The following is a 19831-nucleotide window of genomic DNA, read 5'->3' on the forward strand; positions in this document are numbered from 1 at the left end:
TTGAGGGCAACATTGAAGCGTTGAGACTGGTCCTGGAATATTGATGATGCCGAACGCCGCCGCCCCCGCCACGGAAGGATCTGACCGATCCGTCCCGTTGCATGTGGCGATCATCATGGACGGAAATGGGCGCTGGGCGGCAGCGCGCGGCTTGCCGCGCGCCGAAGGCCATCGCCGCGGCGTCGAGGCGCTGCGCCGCGTGGTTCGCGCCGCCCATGAACTCGGCGTACTCTACCTCACGATCTTTTCGTTCAGCTCCGAAAACTGGTCGCGGCCGGCGACCGAAATCGGCGACCTGTTCGGCCTGCTGCGCCGCTTCATCCGCAACGATCTGGCGACGCTCCACAGCGACGGCGTACGCGTGCGTGTGATCGGCGAGCGGGAAGGGCTGGAGCCCGACATCTGCACGCTGTTGAACGAGGCCGAGGAGCTGACGCGGGCCAACACCAAGCTCAATCTCGTGGTCGCGTTCAACTACGGATCGCGCCAGGAAATCGCCGGCGCCGCGCAACGGCTGGCGCGCGAAGTGGCCGAGGGCAAGCGCGATCCGGCATCGATCGACGCTGACACGCTCGGCCGCTATCTCGATGCGCCCGACATTCCCGATCCCGACCTGATCATTCGCACCAGCGGCGAGCAGCGGCTGTCGAACTTCCTGATGTGGCAGGCGGCCTACAGCGAACTCGTGTTCGTGCCGATCCACTGGCCGGATTTCGACAAGGCCGCGCTTGAAAGCGCCATTGCCGAATATGCCAGACGGGAACGCCGTTTCGGCGGTCTGGCCGCGAAAACCGGATCGTGACCGAGCCCGAGGCCGCGCCGGCGGCAGCAAGCCGCCCCGATTCGCGCAACCTCGTGATGCGCATCGCCGCCGCCGTGGTGCTGATCCCGCTTGCGGTCGCCATCGCCTATGCGGGCGGCTTTCTGTGGGCCACGCTGGTGACGCTGGCGGCGATCGGCCTGTTCGTGGAATGGCTGGCAATTGTTGGTCTTGCCGGGGCGATGCGTGTGATCGTGCCGGGCGTGGCGGCGCTTGCGATTGCCGGACTTTGCTTTGCGTTTGGCCGGCTCGATGCCGCGTTGATCGTGCTGGCGGTCGGTTTCGTCGCGGTCGTGGCCATCGCGCCGGAGCGGCGAAGCTGGGCGGCGGCGGGATTTTTGTACGCAGCGGCGGCCGAAATTGCCTCGGTGCTGGTGCGTCTCGATCCCGTGAAGGGCTTTGCCGCCCTGATGTTCGTGCTGCTGATCGTGTGGGTCACCGACAGCGGCGGCTATTTCGCGGGCCGCGGCATTGGCGGGCCGAAGCTCTGGCCGCGCGTCAGCCCGAAAAAGACCTGGGCGGGCGCCATCGGCGGTTTTGCCGCCAGCCTCGCCGTGGCAATCTCCTTTGCCGTGCTCGATCTGGGCAGAATGGGGCCGCTATTGATGCTTGCGGCGGTCCTTTCGGTGGTTTCGCAGCTTGGCGATCTCTTCGAGTCCGCCGTGAAGCGGCGTTTTGGCGTAAAGGACTCAAGTCACATTATTCCCGGCCACGGCGGACTAATGGATCGCCTGGACGGATTTGTCGCAGCCGTCATCGTGGCGGCAGTTTTCGGCTTTCTGCGGGGCGGCGCCGATGGCGTTGGCCGCGGTCTTATGGTTTGGTGACAGGATGAGCGCAGTTCCATTGCGTAACAACAAGGCCGCGCTGGCCGCCGCGCGGACGGTCACGGTGCTGGGCGCCACCGGTTCGATCGGTGACAGTACGATGGATTTGTTGCGCGGCGCGCGCGACCGCTACCAGGTCGAGGCGCTGACCGCGAATTCCAATGTCGAAGCGCTGGCCAAGCTCGCAAAGGAATTCGGCGCGCGATTCGCTGCAATCGCTGACGCCGCGCGCCTTGGCGAACTGAAGGCCGCGCTGGCCGGCACGAACATCGAATGCGGCGCCGGCGAAAGCGCTGTTATCGAGGCCGCCGCGCGTCCCGCCGACTGGGTAATGGCGGCGGTGAGCGGTGCTGCCGGACTGAAGCCGGCGCTCGCGGCAGTCGATCGCGGCGCTGCCGTCGCATTGGCGAACAAGGAATGCCTGGTTTGTGCCGGCGACTTCTTCATGCAGCGCGCGGCCAACGCCGGCGCCTGCATTCTGCCGGCGGATTCCGAACACAACGCGCTGTTTCAGGCGCTCTCTTCCGGCAATCGCGAAGAGCTGGTGCGCGTGATCATCACCGCATCCGGCGGCCCGTTCCGCACCTGGGCGCCGGCCGACATCGAGCAGGCGACGCTGGCGCAGGCCTTGAAGCATCCGAACTGGAGCATGGGCCAGAAGATCACGATCGATTCGGCCTCGATGATGAACAAGGGCCTCGAAGTCATCGAAGCTTCCTATCTCTTCGCGCTCTCGGCCGACGAAATCGACGTTCTCGTGCATCCCCAGTCGATCATCCACGGCATGGTCGAATTCTCCGATCGCTCTGTGGTTGCGCAGCTCGGCGCGCCTGATATGCGCATCCCGATCGCGCATTGCCTTGGATGGCCCGAGCGAATCGTTGGTCCGTCGGCGAGGCTCGATCTCGCCAAAATCGGCCAGCTCACCTTCGAGGCGCCGGATTTTGAGCGGTTCCCGGGCTTGCGGCTGGCCTACGAGGCGTTACGTACGGGGCGTGGCGCGACCACGGTATTCAATGCCGCCAATGAGGTGGCGGTGGCGGCGTTCATTGCCGGAAAGATCAAGTTCGGGTCGATCGCGCGCCTCGTCGAGGCCACCATTAATGACTGGATTCGCGCCGGGAACCTTGCGCCTTTGAGCTCGGCTGACGATGCGATCACCGTTGACCATAACGCGCGAAATCGAGCCGCCTCCCTATTGCCTCAAATTGCCTTAAAGGCATCCTAGAGGGTTGGGGACGGAGCCTTTGGCTCTTGTCGAGGGGAACCTGATGATTGAGTTTTTTCTAAACAGTTTCAATACGTTGGGCCACGGGCTCATCGGCTACATCATCCCCTTTTTGTTTGTCCTGACCATCGTCGTGTTCTTCCATGAACTCGGTCACTTCCTGGTCGCCCGGTGGGCCGGCGTGAAGGTGCTGACGTTCTCGCTCGGCTTCGGGCCGGAACTCGCCGGTTTCAACGACCGCCATGGCACCCGCTGGAAGATCTCCGCGATCCCGCTCGGCGGCTATGTGAAGTTCTTCGGCGACGAATCGGAAGCCTCGACGCCGGCCTCGGCCGAATCGCTCGCCCGCATGAGCGATGAAGAGCGGGCCGGCAGCTTCCATCACAAGAAAGTCGGCGCCCGCGCAGCCATCGTTGCCGCCGGGCCGATCGCGAATTTCATTCTCGCCATCGTCATCTTCACCTGCCTGTTCACCTTCTTCGGCAAGCCGAGCACGACGGCGCGCGTCGACAAGATCGAAGCCGCGAGTGCCGCCGAGCGGGCGGGCTTCCAGGTCGGCGACATCGTCACCGCCATCGACGGCAAGAAGGTCGGCAGCTTCTCCGACATGCAGCGGCTCGTTAGCACGCGCGCCGGCGACACCCTGACCTTCACCGTCAAGCGCGGCGATTCCACGCTGCAATTGAAGGGCACGCCGGAACTGCGTGAAGTGAAGGATCCGTTCGGAAACACGCAGCGGCTCGGGATTCTCGGCATCACCCGCGCAACCACGCCGGGCGAAGTGACGACCGAGAAGGTCGATCCGGCGAGCGCACTCTGGCTCGGAATCAAGGAAACCTGGTTCGTTATCGAGCAGACGCTTTCCTATATCGGCAACATCTTCACCGGCCGGGCTAGCGCGGACCAGATCGGCGGACCGATTCGGATCGCGCAGATTTCGGGGCAGGTGGCCACGCTGGGGCTGATTCCCCTGCTGCATCTGGCGGCGGTGCTGTCCATTTCGATCGGGCTGCTGAACCTGTTCCCGGTTCCCTTGCTCGATGGCGGTCACCTTATGTTCTACACGGCCGAGGTGCTCCGCGGGCGCCCATTGTCCGAAAAGTCACAAGAATACGGGTTCCGCGTGGGGCTTGTTCTGGTGCTGATGCTGATGGTGTTCGCTTTCTATAATGATTTCCATCAGGTGCCGTGGCTGAAGGGGCTGTTCGGAAGATCCTAGTAGCGGCTTTTTTGTGACGTTGCCCATTGGCAACGCCTTGGAATGAAATTGGAAATGCCGTGTGAAGTCTGGTTTGCCCCCCTGTCGAAATTAGCTACAAGCAATGCAACTTGGGAATCTGCCGGTTCGTAGGGGTACGGGCCGGCATAGGAATGACGAGGGCGCGTTGCGCATGATGTTGGGAATGCGAGTGCGGGGGGGCCTGCTGGCCGCTCTGATCATGGTTGCCGCGCCGGGGGGCGCGCTGGTGTCTGTGCCAGCTGCCGCCCAGACCGTGGCGTCGATCGCCGTTGAGGGGAACCGGCGTGTCGAAGTCGAAACCATCCGTTCCTATTTCAAGCCGGGTCCCGGCGGCCGCCTCGGGCAGGCCCAGATCGACGATGGCCTGAAGGCGCTGATCGAGACCGGCCTGTTCCAGGACGTGCGAATCAACCAGGTGGGCGGCCGGCTGGTCGTGACCGTGGTCGAAAACGCCGTGATCGGGCGCATCGCCTTCGAAGGCAACAAGAAGGTCAAGGACGATCAGCTCTCGGCCGAAATCCAGTCCAAGCCGCGCGGCACGTTCTCGCGCCCGATGGTTCAGTCGGATGCCCAGCGAATCACTGAAATCTATCGGCGCTCCGGCCGCTACGACGTACGTGTGACTCCTGAAATCATCGAGCAGCCGAATAACCGCGTCGATCTGATCTTCACCATCACCGAGGGTACCAAGACCGGCGTCAGGTCGATCGAGTTCGTCGGCAACGTCGCCTATTCGTCCTATCGCCTGAAGGACGTCATCAAGACCCGCGAATCGAACCTGCTGAGCTTCCTCGGTGGCGCCGACGTCTACGATCCGGACCGGGTCGAGGCTGATCGCGACCTGATTCGCCGCTTCTATCTCAAGAACGGTTACGCCGATGTGCAGGTGATCGCCGCTCTGACCGAGTACGATCCCGACAAGAAGGGTTTCCTCGTCACCTTCAAGATCGAGGAAGGGCAGCAATATCGCGTTGCCTCCGTCGACTTCCAGACCTCGATTCCAACCCTCGATGCCGCTTCGATGCGCAGCTTCTCGCGCGTCAATGTCGGCTCGGTCTACAATGCCGAGGCGCTGGAGAAATCCGTCGAGGAAATGCAGATCGAGGCCTCGCGACGCGGCTACGCCTTCGCCGTGGTGCGCCCGCGCGGTGATCGCAATTTCGAAGCGCACACCGTTTCGATCGTGTTCGCCGTCGATGAAGGCCCGCGAACCTATATCGAGCGCATCAACGTTCGCGGCAACACCCGCACCCGCGACTACGTGATTCGCCGCGAGTTCGACCTGTCCGAAGGCGACGCCTACAACCGCGCGCTGGTCGATCGCGCCGAGCGCCGGCTGAAGAACCTCGACTTCTTCAAGTCCGTGAAGATCCTGACCGAGCCCGGCTCGTCGACCGACCGCGTGATCCTGGTCGTCGATCTCGAAGAGAAGTCGACCGGCGACTTCTCGGTGTCGGGCGGCTACTCGACCACGGACGGTGCGCTGGCCGAAGTCAGCATTTCCGAACGCAACTTCCTCGGCCGCGGCCTGTATGCGAAGGCCGCCGTGACCTATGGCCAGTACGCACGCGGCGGTTCGCTGTCGTTCGTCGACCCCTATCTGTTCGACTATCGCGTCGCGCTTGGCCTCGATCTGTTTTATCGCGAGCAGTTGGCCAACAGCTATATCGCCTACGGCACCAAGACGCTTGGCTTCAGCCCGCGGCTCGGCTTCACCCTGCGTGAAGATCTTGCGCTGCAGTTGCGCTACTCGATCTACCAGCAGCAAATCCAGCTGCCGAACTCGCTGGCCAACTGTAACAACAATTCGTCGAACTCGCTGCTCGCGTTCAACCCGTCGCCGGCCTATGCGAATCTGGTGGGCGCCCCTAACGGCGGATCGATCACGGAGAACGGGCAGACCGCCACGGACACGTCCGGTGCCGGCCTGTGGTGCTACAGCGATGGCGAAGCTTCGCTGCCGATTCGTCGGGAGTTGCAGAGCGGCAAGGCGCTGACTTCAGCGGTCGGCTATTCGCTGAACTACAACACGCTGGACAACAACAAGAACCCGACCGACGGCTTGCTGATCGACTGGAAACAGGACTTCGCCGGCCTCGGCGGCGACGTGAATTACATCAAGTCCGCGATCGACGCGAAGTACTACACCCCGCTGGTCGCCGATATCGTCGGCCTGATCCACCTCCAGGGCGGCATGCTGAACCAGTTCGGCGGCAGCGAACTGCGAATGCTCGACCACTTCCAGATGGGTCCGAACCTCGTTCGCGGTTTCGCACCGAACGGCATCGGCCCGCGCGACATCAACCCATTCGGCACGCGTGACGCGCTGGGCGGCACCAAGTACTGGGGCGCTTCGTTCGAACTGCAGATGCCGTTCTGGTTCCTGCCGAAGGAAGTCGGGCTCAAGGGCTCGGTCTATGCCGACGCCGGCGGACTTTGGGACTACAAGGGGCCGACGTCGTGGGCGGCAACGGGTGAGATCAACGTGCCCGGCTGTATCAAGCCGACGCAATCACCGAATGCCAATGCGGGAACCTGTTTGGGATTGCAGTATGACGACGGCAACGTGGTCCGTAGCTCGGTGGGTGTCGGCATCATCTGGGCCTCGCCGTTCGGTCCGCTGCGCTTCGACTATGCGGTTCCGCTTACGAAGGGTCAGTTTGACCGCGTGCAGCAATTCAAGTTTGGCGGCGGCACATCGTTCTAAGGTGTCTTGAAGCGACCGGACGTAAGGTCCGCGAGACGAGGACACCTGGGAATAAGAGGAGAGGTCGGCTCCGTTTGTTCGGAGCCGGCACTCCGGTGTGAAGGCCGGCCGGACTGCGGCGGGTGGAATGGCGCAGCCGATATTCTTCAAGCAACCTCCTTCCTCGACGCTGGCCGAACTGGCCACGTTGACGGGAGCGGTATTGGCCGACCCCGCACGGGGCGGTCATGTGATCAGGGGCCTCGCTTCGCTCGACGAAGCCGGTCCCATGCATCTGGCGTTTTTCGACAACCTCAAATATGCCGATCAACTCAAGGCGACCAAGGCCGGCGCCTGCCTGGTCAGCCCGCGTTTCGAAGCTCAGGTGCCGGCCCATGTGGCGGTGCTGCGGGCAGGTCAGCCGTTCCGCGCCTTCGTGAGGCTGGCGCGCGAATGGCACGCCGACGCGCTTCGTCCGCAATCCTGGTTCGATGTCGACGGCATCGCGCCGTCGGCGATCATCGACCCGTCCGCCCATCTCGAGGACGGCGTCATCGTCGATCCGCTGGCGGTAATCGGCCCGCGGGTTGAGATCGGTACGGGTACCGTGATCGGCGCCGGTGCGGTGATCGGTGCCGACGTCAAGATCGGCCGCGACTGCAATGTCGGCGCGCGGACCACAATCCAGTTCGCCCTGATCGGCAACAACGTCCTGATCCATCCAGGCTGCAGCATCGGCCAGGACGGCTACGGCTTCATCTTCTTCGGCCCCGAGGGCCACCTCAAGGTGCCCCAGACCGGCCGCGTCCTGATCCAGAACGATGTCGAGATCGGCGCCAGCACCACCATCGACCGCGGCAGCCTGCGCGATACGGTGATTGGTGAGGGGACCAAAATCGACAATCAGGTCCAGATCGGCCACAATGTGAGCATCGGCAGGCACTGCCTGCTCGCGGCCCAGATCGGGCTCGCGGGCAGCCTGACGATCGGAGATAACGTGGCAATCGGCGCCAAAGCGGGGCTTAACAACCACATCAAGATCGGCGATGGGGCACAGATCGCGGCCATGAGTGCAGTGAAGGACGACATTCCTGCCAACGAACGCTGGGGCGGTCATCTGGCTCGGCCGACCAGGCAATGGTTCCGGGAGACGCTGGCGCTTGAACGTCTGGCGCGCGATGGCGCGGCCCATCCAAAGGGCGAGGGGAAGGAGTGATGGAGGAAGCACCGGTCAGGTTTGAGCTCGTGGATATCAACGAGATCCTCAAGACGCTCCCGCACCGCTATCCGATGCTCCTGATCGACCGGGTGATCAAGATCCGGACCGACTACAGCGGCATCGGCATCAAGAACGTCACCTACAATGAGCCGCCGTTTCTCGGCCATTTCCCCGAGCGGCCGGTCTATCCCGGCGTGATGATGATCGAGGCGATGGCGCAGACCGCCGGCGTGATCGGCATCAAGTCGGTCGAGGGCACCGAGAAGCCGCGGGCGGTCTACTTCCTGACCATCGACAAGTGCAAATTCCGAAAACCCGTGATGCCCGGCGACACCATCGAGTATCACATGCGCTCGATCGGCCGCCGCAAGGCGATGTGGTGGTTTCACGGCGATGCCAAGGTGAATGGCAGCGTCGTCGCCGAGGCCGACGTCGGCGCGATGCTGACGGATTGATTGGATTTGTCGACCGCACAGCCGACGTCTTCCTGATGTCTTTGTTCAATCGCCGGTAGTGGGCCCACGCCGGGGGCGATGATGAAATTTTTCGCATAAGCCCGATATGGGATCACGCTTTTTCAACGAAGGCTTCCGTGAACAAGCTTGCATCCATCATTTCGTATTGGTCATTTTTCTGCGTCGCCGTCCTGCTCACGCACATGCAGGAAAGCGACTGGATCGCGCAGGCCGGCAACTAGAAGGCATCACGCTCTGCAATGTCGGATCGTCGACAGAAGAGCGATGCTAGATTGCGCAGCACCGCGCGCGTTCGCGCCGTCGTCACGCGAAGGTATGGAACTTACCTCGCGCGACGGATTTGTAACCTCCGGTGGCAGGTCGCTTGCTCGAGATGGCCCCATGACATTTCTCCGGACTGCCGTAGTGCTGATCGGTGCAGCCGCCTTTTTCGCCGGAAGCGCCATGGCGCGCGATGACGGGCGTTATGCCAATTCTCCGCTGAAATCCTGGTTCGACAGCCTGAGGAGCGGCAAGGGACCGTGCTGCTCCGATGCCGACGGCTCGGCCGTCGCCGATGTCGATTGGGAATCGAAGGACGGGCACTATCGCGTGCGGCTGGAAGGCCAGTGGATCGACGTCCCCGACGACGCGCTCATCACCGTGCCGAACCGCGTGGGCCGAACGATGGTTTGGCCGATCAAGGGGTCGCTCGGAATATCGATCCGCTGCTTCATGCCGGGCAGCATGACCTGACGGCACAGCGTCGTTCTGACGTCCGGCGCAAACCGGCCGGGCCGCTGGATATGCGGACCCGACGATTCGCAACACGCCGTAACCATACGTCACTAGACAGCCTTGGGATGCCGCGCTAACCACCGGAAAACGCGAGATATTCGCGTGTAACGGATGGGCTGGGCTAGTTGATGGGTACGATCAATCCAACCGCGCGGGTTGAGGATGGCGCTGTGATCGGCGAGGGGACGACAATCGGTCCCTATTGCATCATCGGGCCCCATGTCGTCATCGGCGCGAACTGCAAGTTGATCGCGCATGTGCACGTCACCGCGCAGACCATGATCGGCGATGGCTGCACGATCTATCCGTTCGTCTCGCTCGGAACGCCGCCGCAATCGCTGAGTTACAAGGGCGAACTGACGAGGCTCGAGATCGGTGCGGGCTGCACCATCCGGGAGTCCTCGACCATGAACGCCGGCACGGTTGCCGGTGGCGGCGTGACGCGGGTCGGCGAGCGCGGCTACTTCATGAACTGCAGCCATGTCGGGCACGATTGCCAGGTCGGCAATGACGTGATTTTCGCGACCTCGGCGACGCTCGGCGGCCATTGCGAGATCGGCGATTTCGTTTTCATCGGCGGGTTGTCCGCCGTGCACCAGTTCACGCGGATCGGGCCGCAGGTAATGGTCGGTGGCGTCTGCGGCGTACGGGGCGACATCATTCCGTTCGGCCTCGTCAACGGCCAGTATGCCGCGCTCGAAGGCCTCAACATCATCGGCATGAAGCGCCGCAAGTTCACCAAGGAGCGGCTGGCCAAGGTGCGCTCGTTCTACCAGAAGCTGTTTCACGGCCCCGGCATCTTTGCCGAGCGGCTGAACGCGGTGCAGCCGCTTGCCGGCGAGGACCCGGCGATCGCAGAAATCCTCGCCTTCATCGAGCAGGGTAAACACCGCGCGTTGTGCCTTCCCACCGACGACGGCCACAAGCAGTGACGACAGGATCGCCGCAGCCATGATCTCAGCGGCCTCCGACATCTCATCGCCGGTCGGCGTCATCGCAGGCGGCGGCGCAATGCCGTTTGCGGTGGCGGATTCGCTTGAGGCACGGGGGATCGCACCGGTGCTGTTCGCGCTGCGCGGCGCCTGCGATCCGGGTCGGGTCGAACGCTTCCGCCATCACTGGATTTCAGTTGGACAGTTCGGCCGCGCGACAAAACTGTTCCGCAGCGAAGGCTGCCGCGATCTGATCTTCATCGGCACGCTGCTGCGCCCGGCGCTGTCGGAAATCCGGCTGGACTGGGGAACGCTGCGCGTCATCGGTCATGTCCTGGCGGCGTTTCGCGGCGGCGACGATCATCTGCTGTCGGGGATCGGCCGCCTCCTCGAACAGGAGGGCTTTCGGATGGTCGGCATCAAGGATGTCGCACCCGATGTCCTGATGCCGGAAGGAAACATTGCCCGCGCCATGCCCGATCCGGCCGCCATGGCCGATATCGCCAGGGGGCGGCAAGTGCTTGGCGCCCTCGGACCGTTCGACATCGGCCAGGCCGTGGTCGTGATCGACGGGCACGTGGTCGCGGTCGAGGACATCGAGGGCACCGATGGGCTACTGGCGCGCGTGGCGCGGCTGCGCGAGGCCGGGCGTATCAGGGCCAAATCCGGCCGAGGCGTGCTGGTGAAGGCACCAAAGAGCGGCCAGGATCTGCGCTTCGACCTGCCGACGGTGGGCGCCAAGACCATCGACGGCACGGCCAAGGCCGGGCTCGCCGGCATCGCCGTGATCGCCGGCCACACGATTGCCGCTGATGCGCAAGCCATGATCGAGGCCGCGGACAAAGCCGGCCTGTTCATTCAGGGGCTATCTGCGTGACGCCGTCTCGCGCAACCGCCGGGATGGAGCGGAGGATTTTTCTGATCGCGACGGAAGAGTCCGGCGATCGCCTCGGCGCCAATCTGATGAAGGTGCTGCGCCAGCGTCTTGGCGATGGGGTACGGTTCGAAGGCGTCGGCGGCCGCGCGATGGCGCGCGAAGGCCTGGAGTCGCTGTTTCCGATCGAAGAACTCTCGATCATCGGGCTTGCCGCCGTCGTCAAGGAATTGCCGAAGATCCTCGGGCTGATCAAGGAGACCGCGATCGCGGTGGCGGAAGCCGCGCCCGATATTCTCGTCATCATCGACAGCCCCGACTTTACGCACCGTGTCGCCAAGCGCGTCCGCGCCAAGGATCCGACCCTGCCGATCGTCGACTATGTGTCGCCCTCGGTCTGGGCGTGGCGGCCGGGCCGGGCGCGGGCGATGCTGAAATATGTCGATCACGTGCTGGCGCTGCTGCCGTTCGAGCCCGAGGCCTATCAGAGGCTGCGCGGGCCGCCCTGCAGCTATGTCGGCCATCCCCTGACCGAGCAACTGGCCTCGCTGCGCCCGAACGCCGACGAGGCTGTGCGGCGGGCGGAATCGCCGCCGGTGCTGCTGGTGCTGCCGGGCAGCCGCCGCAGCGAAATCCGCCACCACATGGCGGTGTTCGGCCAGACGGTGGCGCGGCTGCAGGAGCAGGGCACCGCGTTCGAACTGGTGCTGCCGACCATGCCGCATCTGCAGGAGACGGTCGTGGAGGCGGTGAAGGGCTGGCCGGTGCAGCCCCAGGTCGTGATCGGCGAGCAGGAGAAGCGCGCGAAGTTCCGGATCGCGCACGCGGCACTCGCCAAGTCCGGTACCGTGACGCTCGAACTCGCGCTGGCGGGCGTACCGATGGTGACGGCCTACCGCACCGGCGCAATGGAGGCCTGGATCCTGCGCCGCGCGATCAAGGTGAACTCGGTGATCCTTGCCAATCTCGTGATCGGCGAGAACGTCATTCCCGAATTCCTTCAGGAAGATTGCACGCCGGACAAACTCGCTGCCGCCTTGCGCGAGGTGATGAGCGACAGCGACTTGCGCCGCAAGCAGCTCGAGGGCTTCGCCAAGATCGACGGCATCATGTCAACCGGCAACCTGTCGCCCAGCGTGCGCGCCGCCGACATCGTGCTGGCGACGATGTGGCAGGCCAGACGGCCAGACTAGGCCGCCGTTGCCAAGGCATCGAGGACGATGCGAGCGGCTCCGCAACGGCGCGCCGAAACAACCTGTCGCTCCCGACGTCACCGATGGACGGTCGTAGCGATGCCTTCCAGGCCAGGCTTCAGACAACCTCCTTGTCGTCAGTTGGCTGTCCGATGCCAGCGATCGTGCCACCAGGTGATGAAGTCGCGATCGGTCGCCAATTCCCAGACTGCAAACAAGATCACGACCAAACCTGACACCACACTGTTGACCGTAGCCGATGTTGTCTCGTAGCCAACCGTCCAGGGCGCCGCCAGCAGGGCCAGGCCGAGGAGAATTTCTCCCCATTCCTCCAGATAGGACGGAATGATGAACCCCTCCAAGGCAAACAGGATAACGCATAACCCAAGCGCGACGGTGATCCAGGTGGCCGCCCCCGTGAAGCCGAGGACAAACGGCGACAAGACCAGCCAGACGCCCAGCACCAGGCTGGCGGCGTCTTGCCAATGTCGAATGCGCATGAAGCTCACCTCCTCCGCGCAAGCCTCCCTTTGCACATGGTATGGGTTTTTTCAGCTCGCTAGAGCCTGCGACAACGCGGCTGGCGAGGTGGCCGGTGGCCCGGCAAGCGGATCGAGGCGGATTTAGTAGGGCGTGTAGGGTGGGCAAAGCGAAGCATGCCCACCATCTCTCCTCAAGTCGCATCCGCCATGGTTGGGCACGCTTCGCTTTGCCCACCCTACAACAGAAAAGCCGGACGCGATGATCGCATCCGGCTTTCAGCCTGTCTTATGGCGAGGTCTTACTTCCGCTTGTCCATTGCGACGTAGTCGCGGCGGGCGACGCCGGTGTAGAGCTGGCGCGGACGGCCGATCTTCTGCTGCGGATCCTCGATCATTTCGCTCCACTGGCTGATCCAGCCGACGGTGCGGGCGACCGCGAACAGCACGGTGAACATCGAGGTCGGGAAGCCCATCGCCTTCAGCGTGATGCCCGAGTAGAAGTCGACGTTCGGATAGAGCTTGCGGTCGATGAAATACTGGTCGGAGAGCGCGATCTTTTCCAGCTCCAGCGCCACCTTCAGCATCGGGTCGTCGCCATGGCCGGTTTCGGCCAGCACGGCGTGACACATCTTCTGCATGATCTTGGCGCGCGGATCGTAGTTCTTGTAGACGCGATGACCGAAGCCCATCAGGCGGACTTCCGAGTTCTTGTCCTTCACCTTCTTGATGAACTCGGGGATCTTGTCGACGGTGCCGATGTCGGCGAGCATCGCGAGCGCAGCTTCGTTGGCGCCGCCATGCGCCGGGCCCCACAGGCAGGCGATGCCGGCGGCGATACAGGCGAACGGGTTTGCGCCGGAGGAGCCGGCGATACGCACCGTCGAGGTCGAGGCGTTCTGCTCGTGGTCGGCGTGCAGGATGAAGATCTTGTCGAGCGCGTCAGCCAGCACCGGATTGATCTTGTAATCCTCGCAGGGCACCGCGAAGCACATGTGCAGGAAGTTCTCGGCAAAGGACAGCGAGTTCTTCGGATACATAAAGGGCTGGCCGACGGTGTATTTGTAGGCCATCGCCGCCAGCGTCGGGATCTTTGCGATCATCCGCATTGACGCGATCATGCGCTGCTGCGGGTCGTTGATGTCGGTGCTGTCGTGATAGAACGCCGCCAGCGCCCCGACGCAACCGACCATGACGGCCATCGGATGCGCGTCACGGCGGAAGCCCTGGAAGAAGCGGGCCATCTGCTCGTGCACCATGGTGTGGCGGGTGACGCGCTGGTCGAAATCCAGCTTCTGCGCCTTGGTCGGCAATTCCCCGTACAGCAGGAGATAGCAGGTCTCCAGGAAGTCGCCGTGCTCGGCGAGCTGCTCGATCGGGTAGCCGCGGTATTCCAGCACGCCGGCGTCGCCGTCGATATAGGTGATCTTCGACTGGCAGCTGCCGGTGGAGGTAAAGCCGGGGTCGTAGGTGAACATCCCGGCCTGGGCATAGAGCTTGGCGATGTCGATGACATCCGGCCCCACCGTGCCGCTGATGATCGGGAAATCGTAGGTCTTGTTGCCTACCGTGAGCGTGGCAGTTTTATTGCTGGATTTTGCGTCCATCGTGGATCCCCGATGAAATCGTTACGAAAACCGCGCCTGACCCCGGTGCCTTTTTTCGGGGCACAGCAGGGAGGCCGGATTGTCTAGAGGCGGCGGCAAATGGGTTAGCTTATTGCCCTGTGCACCGCAAGATGGACCGAAACCGGCATAAGGTAGGGGCTACCCGGCGGCCTGATCGGCGAGGCGAGCCAGGCATTCCTCCCGCCCCAGTACGGCCAGAACGTCGAAAATTCCCGGTGAAGTCGTACGTCCGGTCAGCGCTACCCGAAGCGGCTGGGCCACCGCACCAAGCTTGAGATTGTTCTGCTCCGCGAAATTCCGCATGGCGGTTTCCGTGGTCTCCGAACTCCAGTCGGTGACGGCTTCCAGCGCGGTCCGGAGTTTTCCTATCAGGGCCCGGGTCTCCGGCGTCAACAGGGCGGCGGCCTTGGGTTCGACCTGCAGTGGACGGTCGGCAAAGATGAAGTAGGCGCCTGAGATCAGCTCGATCAGCGTCTTGGCGCGCTCCTTCAGGCTCGGCATCGCCCGCAGCAATTGCGCGCGGGTGGTGTCGTTGAGTTTTGCCTTCAACTCGGCCCCTTCGGGAACGTAGTCCAGCACGCTCTCGAACTGGGACACCAGTGCGTGGTCGTCCGCCTGGCGGATGTAATGTCCGTTGAGGTTTTCCAGTTTGGCGAAATCGAACCGCGCCGCGGAGCGCCCGATCGCCGGCAGGTCGAAGGCGTCGATCATTTCCTGCGTCGAGAAGATTTCCTGGTCGCCATGGCTCCAGCCCAGCCGGACCAGATAATTGCGCAGCGCCGCCGGCAGATAGCCCATGGCGCGATAGGCATCGACGCCGAGCGCGCCGTGGCGCTTTGAAAGCTTCGAACCGTCGGGCCCGTGGATCAGGGGGATGTGGGACATGTTCGGGATGTCCCAGCCGAGCGCATCGTAGATCTGCTTCTGGCGCGCGGCGTTGATCAGATGGTCGTCGCCGCGGATGACGTGGGTGACGCCCATGTCGTGGTCGTCGACCACGACGGCCAGCATGTAGGTCGGGTTGCCGTCGCCACGCAGCAGCACGAGGTCATCGAGGTTCTCGTTCTGCCAGACCACGCGGCCCTGCACCTGGTCCTCGATCACGGTCTCGCCGGTCTGCGGCGCCTTCAGGCGGATGGTCGGCTTCATGCCGGCCGGCGCTTCGGACGGGTCGCGGTCCCGCCACATGCCGTCATAAAGGCGGGTGCGGCCCTGGGCGCGCGCCTTTTCGCGCATCGCGGTGAGCTCCTCTGTGGTGGCGTAGCAGCGGTAAGCCTTGCCGCTGGCCAGCAGTTGCTCGGCGACCTCGCGATGGCGGGCGGCGCGGCTGAACTGGTAGATGACGTCGTCGTCCCAATCGAGCTCGAGCCATTTCAGCCCGTCCAGGATGGCGGCGATAGCTGGCTCGGTCGAGCGCTCGCGGTCGGTGTCCTCGATCCGCAGCAGCATCTTGCCGCCGCGCTTTTTGGCATAGAGCCAGTTGAACAGCGCGGTGCGGGCGCCCCCGATGTGGAGGAAGCCGGTGGGCGAGGGGGCGAAGCGTGTGACGACGGGATCAGTCATTACCGGACGGGGCAGGGGTGTGGAATTGGCGGTGGTGTATAGCAGGAACGGTGCATAACTAAAGCCTTTGCCACCGCAAAGTAGACTTGGCTCACAGGGGCGAATTTGGCAGAAGGTTCGCCAATCCCTAACAGGAACTCGGAATGACCACAGAACCGGTAGCGGCAGAGGCGGGGCGCGATTTCATCCGCGATATCGTCCAGGCCGATCTCTCTTCCAGCAAGCATAGCCGGATCGTGACCCGATTCCCGCCGGAGCCGAACGGCTACCTGCATATCGGCCACGCCAAGTCGATTGCCCTCAATTTCGGCATCGCGCAGGAATTTGCCGGCAAGTGCCATCTGCGCTTCGATGACACCAACCCGACCAAGGAAGAGCAGGAATATATCGATTCCATCCAGGCCGACGTGCACTGGCTCGGCTATGACTGGGGAACCGATCTCTATTACGCCTCCGACTATTTCGACCGGCTCTATGACTGGGCGGAGGGCCTGATCAAGGCCGGCAACGCCTATGTCGACGACCAGTCGCAGGAGGAAATCCGCGTCAACCGTGGCACGCTGACGGAACCCGGCAAGAACTCGCCGTTCCGCGACCGCCCGGTGGACGAAAACCTCGACCTCTTCCGTCGCATGAAGGCCGGCGAATTCCCGAACGGCACGCGGGTGCTGCGGGCGAAGATCGACATGGCCGCCGGCAACATCAACCTGCGCGATCCCGTGCTCTACCGCATCCTGCATGCCGAGCACCCGCGCACCGGCACCAAATGGTCGATCTATCCGAGCTACGACTACGCCCACGGCCAGTCCGACGCTATCGAAGGCATCACGCATTCGATCTGCACGCTGGAGTTCGAGGACCATCGGCCGCTCTATGAATGGCTGCTCGACAAGCTGCCGGTGCCGTCAAAGCCGCGGCAGTACGAATTCGCCCGGCTGAACCTGACCTACACGCTGCTGTCCAAGCGCGTGCTGACCCAGCTCGTTCGCGACGGCCACGTCTCCGCCTGGGACGACCCGCGTATGCCGACCATTGCTGGCCTGAAGCGGCGCGGCGTGCCGCCGGCCGCGGTGCGCGAATTCGTCAAGCGCATCGGCGTTGCCAAAGCCAACAGCGTCGTCGATGTCGGCATGCTGGAATTCTGCATTCGCGAGCACCTGAATAAATCGGCGCAGCGGCGGATGGCGGTGCTGCGGCCGTTGAAGGTGGTGATCGAGAACTATCCGGAAGGGCAGGTCGAAGAACTCGAGGCGGTCAACCATCCTGACGATCCGGCCGCCGGCACGCGAAAAATTTCGTTCGGCCGCGAGCTCTATATCGAGCGCGACGACTTCATGGAGAACCCGCCGAAAAAGTTCTTCCGCCTGTCGCCGGGCAACGAGGTGCGGCTGCGCTACGCCTATTTCGTCAAATGCACCGGCGTCATCAAGAACGACGCGGGCGACGTGGTCGAACTGCGCTGCACCTACGATCCCGCGACCAAGGGCGGCAACGCGCCTGACGGCCGCAAGGTCAAGGCCACCATGCACTGGCTTTCCGCGAAGGATTCAGTGCCGGCGGAAATCCGCGTCTACAACCAGCTGTTCTCGAACCCGAGCCCGAGCGCTGCGAACTTCGCTGCCGACCTCAATCCGGAATCGCTCGAAGTCTTGCACGACGCCCGGATCGAGCCGTCGGTCGCAGCAGACAATTCCGGCGAGGTGATGCAGTTCGAACGGCAGGGCTATTTCGTGCGCGACAAGGACTCCGCGCCGGGCAGGCCGGTGTTCAACCGCACCATCGGCCTGCGCGATACGTTTGCGAAGGAAGTCGGCGGGAAGGGGTGAGCAACGGAGTGTAGGGTGGGCAAAGGCGCGCTTGCGCCGTGCCCACCATTGTCGCCGAGGGTATGTTGGTGGGCACGCCTCGCTTTGCCACCCTACGATTTCTGCGATTTGGAATGGATCGATGCAGAACGCGACCGACGATATCGTCTCCGGCATCATGAAAAAGTGGGCGGCGGCGTTCACCCGGCTGGATGCCGAGGCACTCGCATTGCTCTATTCGAAGAACGCGTTCTTCTTCGGCTCGAACCCGAATTTCTACCGCGGTCGTGACGGCGTGCAGGCCTATTTCGCGGGCCTGCCGCGGTGGCAGTTGCCATCCGTTCAATTCACCGACGTCAGGACCGCGCGGGCGGCTCCCGACCTGATCAATGTCGCCGGCACGGCGTCGTTCTTCGTGAAAGAGGGCGCCGAGCCGCTGACGGTGAAGATCACCTGGGTGATCGTCCGCGAAGATGGCGACTGGAAGATCGTCAGCCACCACGTGTCGTCGAAGGCGCCGCTGATCGAACCGCGTGCGGACGCCACTTAGTTAGTGCGAGGCGTCACAAGAGGCTGAAAGGGCCGATCGTCGCTCGATCAGCCCTTTAGCCAGATTTACAGCGCAGGCTTGAGCGGTGTCCAATTCCATTGCGAATGGTATGGGCCTTCAGTGGTGGTCGCGGCCGGAGTTTGAATCATCATGCCTCCATAGGGCGCGTGGTCCGCGTGCGCCGCCCTGGACAGGTGCATCGCGCATGAACGCATGTTGCCGCCGAGCAGCGCCTCCTGGGCCTGCGCGACTTCCCTTTCTGCCGTGAACTTGCCCGGACCATCGGCCATGGCTTCGGTCGCGGATTCGGTCTTCTCGAGGTTCGCGCCGCTGCAGCCTGTCATTTGCGCGGCGTAGGCGGGAACGACGGCATAGGCTACGGCAGCCATCGCGGCTGCTCCAAATAGCGTCTTGAGCATGTTCTTCCCTATCTGTTTTGAACAGACTCAGCGTCATTGCTGAATGCTGCGAGCGCATGATCGCCTATCCGCGAAATCGTTCGAATGAATTTCGCGCGACTCAGTTGTGATAAGCGCGCGATGCAATCGTCTTATGCAAGGTGGCGCATTTTCATTACGGCGTCGTAATGAATTCGTTCGGGCGACGATTTCCAGGCTGATGCTGATCTGAACGCCGCGCGCGATCTCGCACTTGTTCGGCGCTGCGGCATCATTGTCGCGACAGCATGTCGTCAGATCTCATCTAGCAACCGCGGCAAATGCTCCGCAGCGATCGGGCAAGCTGGGCATCCTCTGACGTCATTGGTTCATAGGGCTTTGGCTGTGCAGCCTGTTGTGCCTCTTGCGCCTTTTGCCGGGCCGCCCGCGCCGCCTCCTGGCGCTGATAGCACGCCTCGCGCTCGGCGCGCGCCTCGATGAAGCGGCATTGTTCGGCGGCCTCTGCGGCGGAAATCGTGGCAGTCAGCGCAATGGCAAATGAAAGGCCGGCCGGAAGTTTCATGTCCGCATTTCCCCTTAGAACCTGGCTCGATCCATGCCGGGTGACTGTACAGGGAAACGACGCGCGCGCGAGCCTGCTCGGCCGAATGTCGGGGATCTCTAGCGCAGGTCGATCAATGCCGGCGGGATGCTTCCGGTGATGTCAGATGTGTCATCGGAGAGGCGCCAAGCCGCTACTCCGAAGCATGCCGTAAGCATCAGAGCCGTCACAAGCAGAAGGGTGCACGAAAACTGGCTCACATCATACCCCGCAACCCGCCTTGATTTGCAGAGAGCATGTCCTGCCGAGTCGGAAAATGCAGTTGGGCTGACTCAATTGCAGTTTTCCACGCGGATGAATTGCCTTTCCGGGCGACCGCCGGTTGGGGACTTCCCGTGGCGTCTGGTTTCTTCAGGATTCTGCATCCGTTCCGCTAGCGGCGTGAATACACCGTCCGGTAGTCTTCCGAACTCCACGAGATCGTAAGGTGTAGGCACGCGTGGCGGAGCAGGGCGACACGTCGGGCCGGAAGCGGGGCTATGCCGGCACCTGGCCGCCGCGCGCGGCCGCGCCGATCGGCGGGCTGGCGCCATCG

18 protein-coding genes are annotated in these 19831 nt (G+C 63.2%); 13 read left to right on the top strand and 5 right to left on the bottom strand.

From position 1 onward, the window contains the following. Positions 1-46: 46 nt before the first annotated feature. From CQ12_RS14120 to lpxB, 11 genes are all read left to right on the top strand, one after another. Positions 47-802 carry an isoprenyl transferase gene (locus tag CQ12_RS14120; RefSeq protein ID WP_057835930.1) on the top strand — a complete coding sequence of 252 codons (756 nt, stop codon included), beginning with the start codon at positions 47-49 and terminating at the stop codon, positions 800-802. After that, positions 799-1647, top strand: a complete 849-nt coding sequence (locus CQ12_RS14125; RefSeq protein WP_057835913.1) for a phosphatidate cytidylyltransferase — start codon at positions 799-801, stop codon at positions 1645-1647. Before CQ12_RS14120 ends, CQ12_RS14125 begins: the two co-directional genes overlap by 4 nt. A gap of 4 nt (positions 1648-1651) precedes the next feature. Next, the gene (gene dxr / locus CQ12_RS14130) at positions 1652-2875 is read left to right on the top strand and encodes a 1-deoxy-D-xylulose-5-phosphate reductoisomerase (protein WP_057835914.1); all 1224 of its coding nucleotides are present in this window, start codon (positions 1652-1654) and stop codon (positions 2873-2875) included. Positions 2876-2918: 43 nt separating this feature from the next. Beyond that, positions 2919-4094: an RIP metalloprotease RseP gene (rseP, locus tag CQ12_RS14135; protein ID WP_057835915.1), complete on the top strand. Its 1176-nt coding sequence runs from the start codon at positions 2919-2921 to the stop codon at positions 4092-4094. A gap of 172 nt (positions 4095-4266) precedes the next feature. Next, complete coding sequence (gene bamA, locus CQ12_RS14140) at positions 4267-6822, top strand: outer membrane protein assembly factor BamA (RefSeq protein WP_057835916.1); 2556 nt, start codon at positions 4267-4269, stop codon at positions 6820-6822. 127 nt (positions 6823-6949) lie between these two features. Beyond that, complete coding sequence (lpxD, locus tag CQ12_RS14145) at positions 6950-8017, top strand: UDP-3-O-(3-hydroxymyristoyl)glucosamine N-acyltransferase (RefSeq protein ID WP_057835917.1); 1068 nt, start codon at positions 6950-6952, stop codon at positions 8015-8017. Further along, entirely contained in the window at positions 8017-8475 is a 459-nt protein-coding gene (gene fabZ, locus CQ12_RS14150) for a 3-hydroxyacyl-ACP dehydratase FabZ (protein ID WP_057835918.1), read from the top strand. Before lpxD ends, fabZ begins: the two co-directional genes overlap by 1 nt. A gap of 402 nt (positions 8476-8877) precedes the next feature. Further along, positions 8878-9231, top strand: a complete 354-nt coding sequence (locus tag CQ12_RS14155) for a hypothetical protein (protein WP_057835919.1) — start codon at positions 8878-8880, stop codon at positions 9229-9231. A gap of 170 nt (positions 9232-9401) precedes the next feature. Continuing rightward, entirely contained in the window at positions 9402-10205 is an 804-nt protein-coding gene (gene lpxA, locus CQ12_RS14160; protein WP_057835920.1) for an acyl-ACP--UDP-N-acetylglucosamine O-acyltransferase, read from the top strand. A gap of 19 nt (positions 10206-10224) precedes the next feature. Beyond that, a complete protein-coding gene (locus CQ12_RS14165) occupies positions 10225-11082 on the top strand; it encodes an LpxI family protein (protein WP_057835921.1) in 858 nt (285 codons plus the stop codon). Between the two features lie 23 nt (positions 11083-11105). Then, on the top strand, positions 11106-12272 hold the full coding sequence (lpxB, locus tag CQ12_RS14170; RefSeq protein ID WP_057835922.1) for a lipid-A-disaccharide synthase: 1167 nt from the start codon (positions 11106-11108) through the stop codon (positions 12270-12272). 137 nt (positions 12273-12409) lie between these two features. On the opposite strand, the gene CQ12_RS14175 is transcribed toward lpxB, so the two are convergent. From CQ12_RS14175 to gltX, 3 genes are all read right to left on the bottom strand, one after another. After that, complete coding sequence (locus CQ12_RS14175) at positions 12410-12772, bottom strand: SPW repeat domain-containing protein (RefSeq protein WP_057835923.1); 363 nt, start codon at positions 12770-12772, stop codon at positions 12410-12412. A gap of 281 nt (positions 12773-13053) precedes the next feature. Continuing rightward, positions 13054-14358, bottom strand: a complete 1305-nt coding sequence (gene gltA, locus CQ12_RS14180) for a citrate synthase (protein ID WP_057835924.1) — start codon at positions 14356-14358, stop codon at positions 13054-13056. 159 nt (positions 14359-14517) lie between these two features. After that, positions 14518-15942, bottom strand: a complete 1425-nt coding sequence (gene gltX / locus CQ12_RS14185; protein ID WP_057835925.1) for a glutamate--tRNA ligase — start codon at positions 15940-15942, stop codon at positions 14518-14520. A gap of 143 nt (positions 15943-16085) precedes the next feature. On the opposite strand from gltX, the gene CQ12_RS14190 reads away from it, so the two are divergent. Continuing rightward, positions 16086-17768 (top strand): glutamine--tRNA ligase/YqeY domain fusion protein, encoded by a 1683-nt coding sequence (locus tag CQ12_RS14190; protein WP_057835926.1) that lies wholly within the window; start codon positions 16086-16088, stop codon positions 17766-17768. Between the two features lie 121 nt (positions 17769-17889). Next, positions 17890-18297 carry a YybH family protein gene (locus CQ12_RS14195; protein WP_057835927.1) on the top strand — a complete coding sequence of 136 codons (408 nt, stop codon included), beginning with the start codon at positions 17890-17892 and terminating at the stop codon, positions 18295-18297. Positions 18298-18362: 65 nt separating this feature from the next. Here CQ12_RS14195 and CQ12_RS14200 read toward each other — a convergent pair whose 3' ends face one another. Beyond that, complete coding sequence (locus CQ12_RS14200; protein WP_063799736.1) at positions 18363-18716, bottom strand: hypothetical protein; 354 nt, start codon at positions 18714-18716, stop codon at positions 18363-18365. A 283-nt stretch (positions 18717-18999) separates the two neighbouring features. Then, positions 19000-19257: a hypothetical protein gene (locus tag CQ12_RS14205; RefSeq protein ID WP_057835928.1), complete on the bottom strand. Its 258-nt coding sequence runs from the start codon at positions 19255-19257 to the stop codon at positions 19000-19002. Positions 19258-19831: the final 574 nt, after the last annotated feature.

The sequence above is a fragment of the Bradyrhizobium jicamae genome (assembly GCF_001440395.1).
GTDB classification, from domain to species: domain Bacteria; phylum Pseudomonadota; class Alphaproteobacteria; order Rhizobiales; family Xanthobacteraceae; genus Bradyrhizobium; species Bradyrhizobium jicamae.

Excerpts from the sequence above, each read along its gene's own strand:
- lpxA (WP_057835920.1), top strand. The coding sequence starts at position 9,402 with ATGGGTACGATCAATCCAACCGCGCGGGTTGAGGATGGCGCTGTGATC.
- CQ12_RS14205 (WP_057835928.1), bottom strand. The coding sequence starts at position 19,257 with ATGAAACTTCCGGCCGGCCTTTCATTTGCCATTGCGCTGACTGCCACG.
- CQ12_RS14120 (WP_057835930.1), top strand. The coding sequence starts at position 47 with ATGCCGAACGCCGCCGCCCCCGCCACGGAAGGATCTGACCGATCCGTC.
- lpxB (WP_057835922.1), top strand. The coding sequence starts at position 11,106 with ATGGAGCGGAGGATTTTTCTGATCGCGACGGAAGAGTCCGGCGATCGC.
- CQ12_RS14200 (WP_063799736.1), bottom strand. The coding sequence starts at position 18,716 with ATGCTCAAGACGCTATTTGGAGCAGCCGCGATGGCTGCCGTAGCCTAT.
- CQ12_RS14175 (WP_057835923.1), bottom strand. The coding sequence starts at position 12,772 with ATGCGCATTCGACATTGGCAAGACGCCGCCAGCCTGGTGCTGGGCGTC.
- gltA (WP_057835924.1), bottom strand. The coding sequence starts at position 14,358 with ATGGACGCAAAATCCAGCAATAAAACTGCCACGCTCACGGTAGGCAAC.
- CQ12_RS14195 (WP_057835927.1), top strand. The coding sequence starts at position 17,890 with ATGCAGAACGCGACCGACGATATCGTCTCCGGCATCATGAAAAAGTGG.
- CQ12_RS14190 (WP_057835926.1), top strand. The coding sequence starts at position 16,086 with ATGACCACAGAACCGGTAGCGGCAGAGGCGGGGCGCGATTTCATCCGC.
- gltX (WP_057835925.1), bottom strand. The coding sequence starts at position 15,942 with ATGACTGATCCCGTCGTCACACGCTTCGCCCCCTCGCCCACCGGCTTC.
- dxr (WP_057835914.1), top strand. The coding sequence starts at position 1,652 with ATGAGCGCAGTTCCATTGCGTAACAACAAGGCCGCGCTGGCCGCCGCG.
- rseP (WP_057835915.1), top strand. The coding sequence starts at position 2,919 with ATGATTGAGTTTTTTCTAAACAGTTTCAATACGTTGGGCCACGGGCTC.
- CQ12_RS14155 (WP_057835919.1), top strand. The coding sequence starts at position 8,878 with ATGACATTTCTCCGGACTGCCGTAGTGCTGATCGGTGCAGCCGCCTTT.
- bamA (WP_057835916.1), top strand. The coding sequence starts at position 4,267 with ATGATGTTGGGAATGCGAGTGCGGGGGGGCCTGCTGGCCGCTCTGATC.
- lpxD (WP_057835917.1), top strand. The coding sequence starts at position 6,950 with ATGGCGCAGCCGATATTCTTCAAGCAACCTCCTTCCTCGACGCTGGCC.
- CQ12_RS14165 (WP_057835921.1), top strand. The coding sequence starts at position 10,225 with ATGATCTCAGCGGCCTCCGACATCTCATCGCCGGTCGGCGTCATCGCA.
- fabZ (WP_057835918.1), top strand. The coding sequence starts at position 8,017 with ATGGAGGAAGCACCGGTCAGGTTTGAGCTCGTGGATATCAACGAGATC.